This window comes from Streptomyces sp. NPDC060198 (assembly GCF_042728415.1).
GTDB lineage: Bacteria > Actinomycetota > Actinomycetes > Streptomycetales > Streptomycetaceae > Streptomyces.
In genome coordinates, this window is the sequence record NZ_JBHWZJ010000349.1 from 1 (window position 1) to 7,339 (window position 7,339).

Annotated in this window: 3 protein-coding genes; all 3 read left to right on the forward strand. The window is 70.9% G+C overall.

The window, feature by feature from the left end:
• The coding region (locus tag ACFWEP_RS28815; protein WP_387374321.1) for an amino acid adenylation domain-containing protein at nucleotides 1–3,887 on the forward strand (3,887 nt) is incomplete at its 5' end.
• Nucleotides 3,877–5,559 carry a phytoene desaturase family protein gene (locus ACFWEP_RS28820; protein ID WP_387374323.1) on the forward strand — a complete coding sequence of 561 codons (1,683 nt, stop codon included), beginning with the start codon at nucleotides 3,877–3,879 and terminating at the stop codon, nucleotides 5,557–5,559. The genes ACFWEP_RS28815 and ACFWEP_RS28820, both read left to right, overlap by 11 nt.
• 50 nt (nucleotides 5,560–5,609) lie before the next feature.
• A complete protein-coding gene (locus ACFWEP_RS28825; protein WP_387374325.1) occupies nucleotides 5,610–7,310 on the forward strand; it encodes a phytoene desaturase family protein in 1,701 nt (566 codons plus the stop codon).
• Nucleotides 7,311–7,339 lie beyond the last annotated feature (29 nt).

Consider the following 7,339-nt stretch of genomic DNA (forward strand, 5'->3'; position numbering starts at 1 on the left):
GCCACCCGCTGACCCAGAACCAGAAGGCGCTGTGGTTCCTCAAGCAGCTCAATCCCGACGGGTACGCGTACAACATCGGTGGCGCGGTGGAGGTGCGTGCCGAGCTCGAACCGGACCTGATGTTCGAGGCCGTGCGAAGGCTCGTCGCCCGGCATCCGGCGCTGCGCACCAACTTCCATCTGGAGGACGGGCTGCCGGTGCAGCGGACGACGTCCGGGGCGGAGCCCGACCTGGCCCTGTTCGACGTCCAGGGCCAGGAGTGGGAGGAGATCCGGCAAACGATCATCCGCGAGTACCGCAAGCCGTACGACCTCGAGCGCGACCCGCTGGTGCGCTTCCGTCTGTTCAGGCGTGAGCCGGGCCGCTGGGTCATCATGAAGGCGGTCCACCACATCGTCTCGGACGCCATCTCGACCTTCACCTTCATCGAGGAGCTCCTCGCCGTCCACGAGTCCCTGAAACAGGGGCGGGAGCCGGCGCTGCCGCCGGTCGGCGCGAGGTACCTCGACTTCCTCAACCAGCAGAACCGCTTCCTGGCGAGCCGGGAGGCCGGCGGGATGCTGGAGTACTGGCGGTCCCACCTGCCCGCCGAGGTCCCGCTGCTGGACCTTCCGGTGGACGGGACGCGTCCGGCCGTGCAGACGCACAACGGCGCCTCCGAGTTCTTCGTCCTGGACGAGGACCTCAGCGCCCGGGTGCACACCCTGGCGCAGCGGCACGGGGTGACGCCGTTCATGGTGCTGCTGAGCGCGTACTACGTCCTGCTGCACCGCTACTCCGGGCAGGACCACGTCGTCGTGGGCAGCCCGGTGACCGGCCGTACCCAGCAGGAGTTCTCCTCGGTCTACGGCTACTTCGTCAACCCGCTCCCCCTGCACGCGGACCTGTCGGGCGCGCCCACGGTCGCCGAGCTGCTGGAGCAGGTCCGCGCGACCGTGCTGAACGGCCTGGACAACCAGGAGTACCCGTTCGTGCTGCTGGTCGAGGAGCTGGGGCTCCAGCACGATCCGAGCCGCTCCGCGGTGTTCCAGGCGATGTTCATCCTGCTCACCCACAAGGTGGCCACCGAACAGTACGGCTACCGACTGGAGTACATCGAACTCCCGGAGGAAGAGGGGCAGTTCGACCTGACGTTGTCGGCGTACGAGGACGAGGCGGAGGGACGCTTCCACTGCGTGCTGAAGTACAACTCCGATCTCTTCCTGCCGGCGACCGTCCGGCGGATGGCGGCGCACTACGTCCGCCTGCTGGACAGCATGACCCGTGCGGACGCCGGACTCCCGACGCCCCGGCTGGGGATGCTGGACGCTCCGGAGCGGGAGCGGCTGGTGGACGAGTGGAGCGGGGCCGCCGCGCTGTCCGCCGGCGGCGGGTCGACGGCGGGCCGGTTCCGCCCCGTCCACCGGCTGATCGAGGAGGCCGCCGCCGCCCGGCCCGGCGCGGTCGCGGTCTCGATGCCCTCCCTGTCGGGGGAGACGGAGCGGATGACGTACGGCGAGCTGGACCGGCGGGCGGACGCGCGGGCACGGCGGCTGGGCGACCTGGGGGTCGGCGCGGGGTCGGTCGTCGGGGTCTGCCTGGACAAGTCGCCGGAGCTGATCGTCACCCTGCTCGCCGTGCTGAAGGCGGGAGGCGCCTACCTCCCGGTCCATCCGGACCAGCCGGCGGACCGCGTCGCGCACGTGCTGCGCACCACCGGGGCGGCGCTGGTCGTCGTCGGGGACGCGCGCGCCGCGTGGGCGCGGGACCTGCCCGTCCCCGTGGAGACTCTGGGCGGCCTGCGCGGGACGGAGACGGACGGTCCGGCCCCGCGGGTGGCGACCGACCCGGACTCCCCCGCCTACGTGATCAACACCTCGGGTTCCACCGGCCGCCCCAAGGCGGTCCGGGTCAGCCACCGGAGCCTGGCCTCCGCGTACGCCGCGTGGCTCCGGGAGTACCGGCTCGGCGCGTCGGACGTCCATCTCCAGATGGCGGAGCCCTCGTTCGACGTGTTCACCGGTGACCTGGTGCGCGCCCTGTGCTCGGGAGGCAGCCTGGTGCTGGCCGACCGGGACCTGATCTTCGACACGCCCCGGCTGCACCGCACCATGCGGGCCGAACGGGTGAACTGCGCCGAGTTCGTGCCCGCCGTCGTGCGGGGGCTGATGGACCACTGCGCCCGGGAGGGCGAACGGCTCGGCTGCCTGCGGCTCCTCATCGTCGGTTCGGACGCGTGGAAGGTCGCGGAGTACACCCGGCTGCGCGAGCTCTGCGGGCCCGGGACCCGGGTGATCAACTCCTACGGCCTCACCGAGGCCACGATCGACAGCGCCTTCTTCGAGGGGCCCGCCGACGGCCTGGAGCCGGGCCTGATGGTGCCGATCGGCCGCCCGCTGCCGAACACGACGCTCCATGTCCTGGACGCACACGGCGAACCCGTACCACCGGGCGTTCCGGGCGAGCTGTGGATCGGCGGCGAGGGGGTGGCCCTGGGGTACGCGGGCGATCCCGAGCAGACCGCCGCCCGTTTCGTCACCCTGGAACTGGGCCGGCAGCCCGGCGCGCGGCCCGAGCGCCTGTACCGGACCGGGGACCTGGCCCGCTGGGACACCGAGGGCCGGGTGCATCTCCTCGGGCGCGGCGACCACCAGGTCAAGCTGCGGGGCCACCGGATCGAGATCGGCGAGATCGAGGCGCACCTGGCGGGCTGGCCGGGTCTCGCCAGGGCGGTGGTGGCCGTCCGCCCGGACGCCGCCGGTGACGCCTCGCTCTGCGCGTACTGCGTGGCGGAGCCGGGGGCGGTGCTGGACCGGCGGGCGCTGCGCCGCCGCCTCGCGGGTGCCCTGCCCTCGTACATGGTGCCCTCGCACGTCGTCGAACTCGACGCGCTGCCGCTCACCCCGCACGGGAAGGTCGACGTCACGGCGCTCCCGGTGCCGGTGAGCGGGGACCGGCAGCAGGCTCACGAGGCCCCGGTGACCCTGTACGAGGTGAGCATGGCCCGGCACTGGGGGGCTCTGCTCGGGATGGAGCGGGCGGGGCTCGGGGACGACTTCTTCGAGTCCGGTGGGAGTTCCATCAAGCTGATCGAGCTCCTCCACCATCTGCGTACGGAGTTCGGCGTCAGCATCCCGGTGAGCCGGCTGTACCAGGTCACCACGCTGCACGGCATGGCCGCCACGGTGGAAGAGCTCGTCAACAGCACGTCCGCCGAGGAGTTGCCCTATCTGACCTTCAATCCCGGCCCGGGGCGACCCGTCTTCTGCTTCCCCCCTGCGGGCGGCCACGGGCTCGTCTACCGGGGTCTCGCGGAGCAGCTGGCGCAGCACAGGACGATCGCCTTCAACTACGTACCGGGCGAGGACAAGGTGGCCCGCTACGCCGACCTGGTGGAGTCCGTCCAGCCGGACGGGCCCTGCCTGCTGCTCGGCTATTCGCTCGGTGGCAACCTCGCGTTCGAGGTGGCCAAGGAGCTGGAGTCGCGGGGGCGCGAGGTCGGCCGGGTGGTGGTGCTGGACTCCCGCCGCATCATGGAGGCGTACGAGCCGGGCGAGGAAGGGATCAAGACCTTCGAAGCGGAGCTGGGCCGCCACATCCACTTGCACACGGGATCGGAGGTGGTCACCCGGACGGTTCTCGAACACGCGGCGGAGTATCTGGAGTTCTGTGGCCGGACGCCCAACACGGGGACGGTGGGCGCCCTGCTGGGAGTGGTGACGGACGAGGAGAAGGCCGGTCTCTACGCGGCCGGTTCCCCGGGTGCCTGGCACGGCGGTTCCACCTCCGGGACGCGCGTCCTGAAGGGTTCCGGTACCCACGCCGACATGCTCGATCCCAAGCATCTGCCGCGCAATGCCGAGCTGGTGCTGGCCCTGCTGACGGGAGACGCCGGTCATGCGGGATGAGGCGGGCCCCGAGTGGGGCCGACGGGAACGCACACCGGGGAGCAAGCCCCGCGTCATCATCGTCGGCGCGGGCGTGGCCGGCCTGTCCACCGGCGCCTACGCGCAGATGAGCGGGATGCGGACCCGGATCTTCGAGAAGCACGTGCTGCCCGGGGGCTGCTGTACGGCCTGGTCCCGGGACGGCTACATCTTCGACTACTGCATCGAGTGGCTGATCGGAACCGCCGCGGGCAACGACGCGAACCGGGTGTGGCGTGAACTGGGCGCGCTGGACGGCAAGTCCATCACCAACTTCGAGCTGTTCAACAAGGTGGTCGACGAGCGCGGCCGGTCGGTGACCTTCTGGAACGACCCGGCCCGGCTGGAGGAGCACCTGACTCGCGTCTCCCCGGCGGACGCCCGGCTGATCCGCTCGTTCTGCCGCGATCTGCGGCGGTTCACCGAGATCGAGCTGTACCCGTTCCTGACCGCGCCCGCCCTGCGGACCGTACGGGAGAGGGCGGCGACGCTGCGCACGGTACTGCCGGCCTTCCGGCTCTTCTGGCGGACCGCCGCCACGCCGATGCACCGGTTCGCCGACCGGTTCGAAGACCCTCTGCTGCGCAGGGCGTTCAAGAACATCTTCTTCCAGGACCCGGAGGGCTTTCCGCTGCTCCCCTACCTCTTCAACATGGCCAGCGCCTACCACGGCAACGCGGGTTTCCCCCAAGGCGGTTCGCTCGGGCTCGCCCGGTCGGTGGAGGAGCGGTACACCGGGCTCGGCGGGACGGTCACCTACCGTGCCCGCACCGAGAGGATCCTGGTGGAGAACGGCCGGGCCATCGGGGTCGAACTCCGCGACGGCAGAAGGTACTTCGCCGACCACGTCGTCTCCGCCTGCGACGGACGCACCACGATCCAGGGGCTGCTGGGGGGCCGTTGGACCAGCCCGAGGATCGACCGGCTCTACGACGAGCTCCTGGAGAAGCCGGGCACCCTCTTCCCCGCGGTGGTCTCGGCGTTCGTCGGCATCCGGGGCCCGCTCCCGGCGGAGGACGCCCACAGCACCACGTACCTGCTGAGCCCCGAGGACGCCGCCCGGCTGCCGGGGGCCCTGCAGAGCAGTCTGGTGGTCCAGTTGCGGTCCCGGTACTCCGACGGCTTCGCCCCGCCCGGCAAGTCGGTGGTCCACTGCACCTACTTCAGCGACTACGCCCACTGGCAGGCGCTGCGCCGCAGCGACCGCAAGGCGTACCGGGCGCAGAAGCAGCAGGTCGCCGAGTTCGTGCGGGGCTTTCTGGCGCGGCGGTGGCCGGATGCGGCCGGGCGGATCGAGCTGGTGGACGTGGCCTCGCCGGCCACCACCCGGCGCTACACCGGCAATCACAACGGCTCGATCCTCGCCTGGAAGGCGTTCTCGGACGCCGACGACGTGGCGTCCGAGCTGGTCGGCAAGGACCGGATGCGGCTGCCGGGTCTCAGCGGCTTCTCCATGGCGGGTCAGTGGGTCGGCATGGGGGGCCTGATCCGTGCCGCGTCCACCGGACGGTTCGCCGTGCAGTACCTCTGCGAGGAGCTGGGCATCCCGTTCAAGGCGTGGGAGAGCACGCCCTTGGGCCCCTGGCACACCGGCAAGCTGGGGCGGCTTCCGCAGCTCGACCGGTGGACCGCCAAGGAGGGCACCGGCGCGTGACGACCGAGGAGAGCAGGCCCATGGCGCGTCCGTCGCGCGGCAGGGAAACCATGATCATCATCGGTGCGGGGCTCGGTGGTCTCTCCACCGGCGCCTACGCACAGATGAACGGCTACCGCACCCAGGTGCTGGAGATGCACGAGCTCCCGGGGGGCTGCTGCACCGCCTGGGAACGCGGGGACTTCACCCTGGACGCCTGCGTCAGCTGGCTGCTGGGCAGCGGGCCGGGCAACGAGATGCACCAGATCTGGCTGGAGCTCGGCGCGTTGCAGGGCAAGGAGATCCGCCACTTCGACGTGTTCAACATCGTGCGCGCCCCGGACGGCAGGGCGGTGTACTTCTACTCCGACCCGGACCGGCTGCAGGAGCATCTGACCGAACTGTCGCCGGCCGACGCGAAGCGGATCAGGGACTTCTGCCGGCAGCTGCGCGCCTTCCGCAAGGCGCTGGCCGTCTACCCTTTCCTCAAACCGGTCGGGCTGATGGGCCGGGTGGAGCGCTGGCGCATGCTCGCGTCGTTCGTGCCGTACTTCAACGCGGTCCGCAAGTCCATCTCCGTGCTGATGGCGGACTACTCGGCGAGGTTCGAGGACCCACTGCTGCGGCAGGCGTTCAACTTCGTCCTGTACGAGAGACATCCGAACTTCCCCGTGCTGCCGACCCACTTCCAGCTCGCCTCGCACGCCAATCTGTCGGCGGGGGTGCCCGAGGGCGGGTCGCTCGGGCTCGCACGGTCGATCGAACAGCGCTACCTGAGGCTCGGCGGAAAGGTCTCGTACAACACCAAGGTCGAGGAGATCCTCGTCGAGCGGGACCGCGCGGTCGGCGTGCGGCTCAGCGACGGCCGGGAGCTGCGCGCGGACATCGTGGTGTCGGCCTGCGACGGCCCCACCACGATGCTGAAGCTGCTGGGGGGCCGCTACCTGAACGACGCGTACCGCAGGCTCTACACCGCGACCCTGCACGAGCCGGGCATGGTGTTCCCGGGGTACTTCACCCTCTTCCTGGGGCTCAAGCACCCCTTCCCCGAGGGCGATCCCTGCACCACCTACCTGCTGGACGAGAAACAGGCGGCGGAGCTGACCGGCATCCGTCATCCGAGCATCAACGTGCAGTTCCGCAGCCGCCATTACCCGGAGCTGTCGCCGGAGGGGACGTCGGTCGTCTACGCCACGTACTTCTGCGACATCGCGCCCTGGCGGGCCCTGGACGAAGGACCGGAGCAGCTCACCCGGACCCGGGGCGGCGAGAAGCTCCACACCCTCCCGGTGCGGCACGGGCGCGGCTACTACGCGGCGAAGCGGCGGGCGCGCACGGCGCTGTTGCGGTTCCTGGAGGAGCGTTACCCGGGCATCGGGGACGCCGTCGCGGTACGCGACGTGTCGAGCCCGCTCACCCAGGTCCGGTACACGGGCAACCACGACGGGACCGTGCTGGGGTGGCAGCCGTTCGTGGAGAGCGGCGAGAGGCTGGAAGAACTCGTCAAGAAGCACGGCCCCGGGCTGCCGGGGCTGGAGAACTTCTACCTCTCCGGGGTCTGGGCGACCACCGGCGGGCTGATCCGCGCCGCCGCGGCCGGCCGGCACGTCATGCAGTTCGTCTGCCGCGACGACGGCAGGACCTTCACCGCGTCGGTCGACGACAGCGGGCCCCCGCCGACCCACCTCGTCATCCCGGTGCCGAGGCGGCCCCAGGCTCCCTCCGCCACGGCACACCTGACCTCCACCAGCGTGGACAAGGAGCACCAGTGAAGACCAAGAAGTGGGTCGTGCGGGAGCAC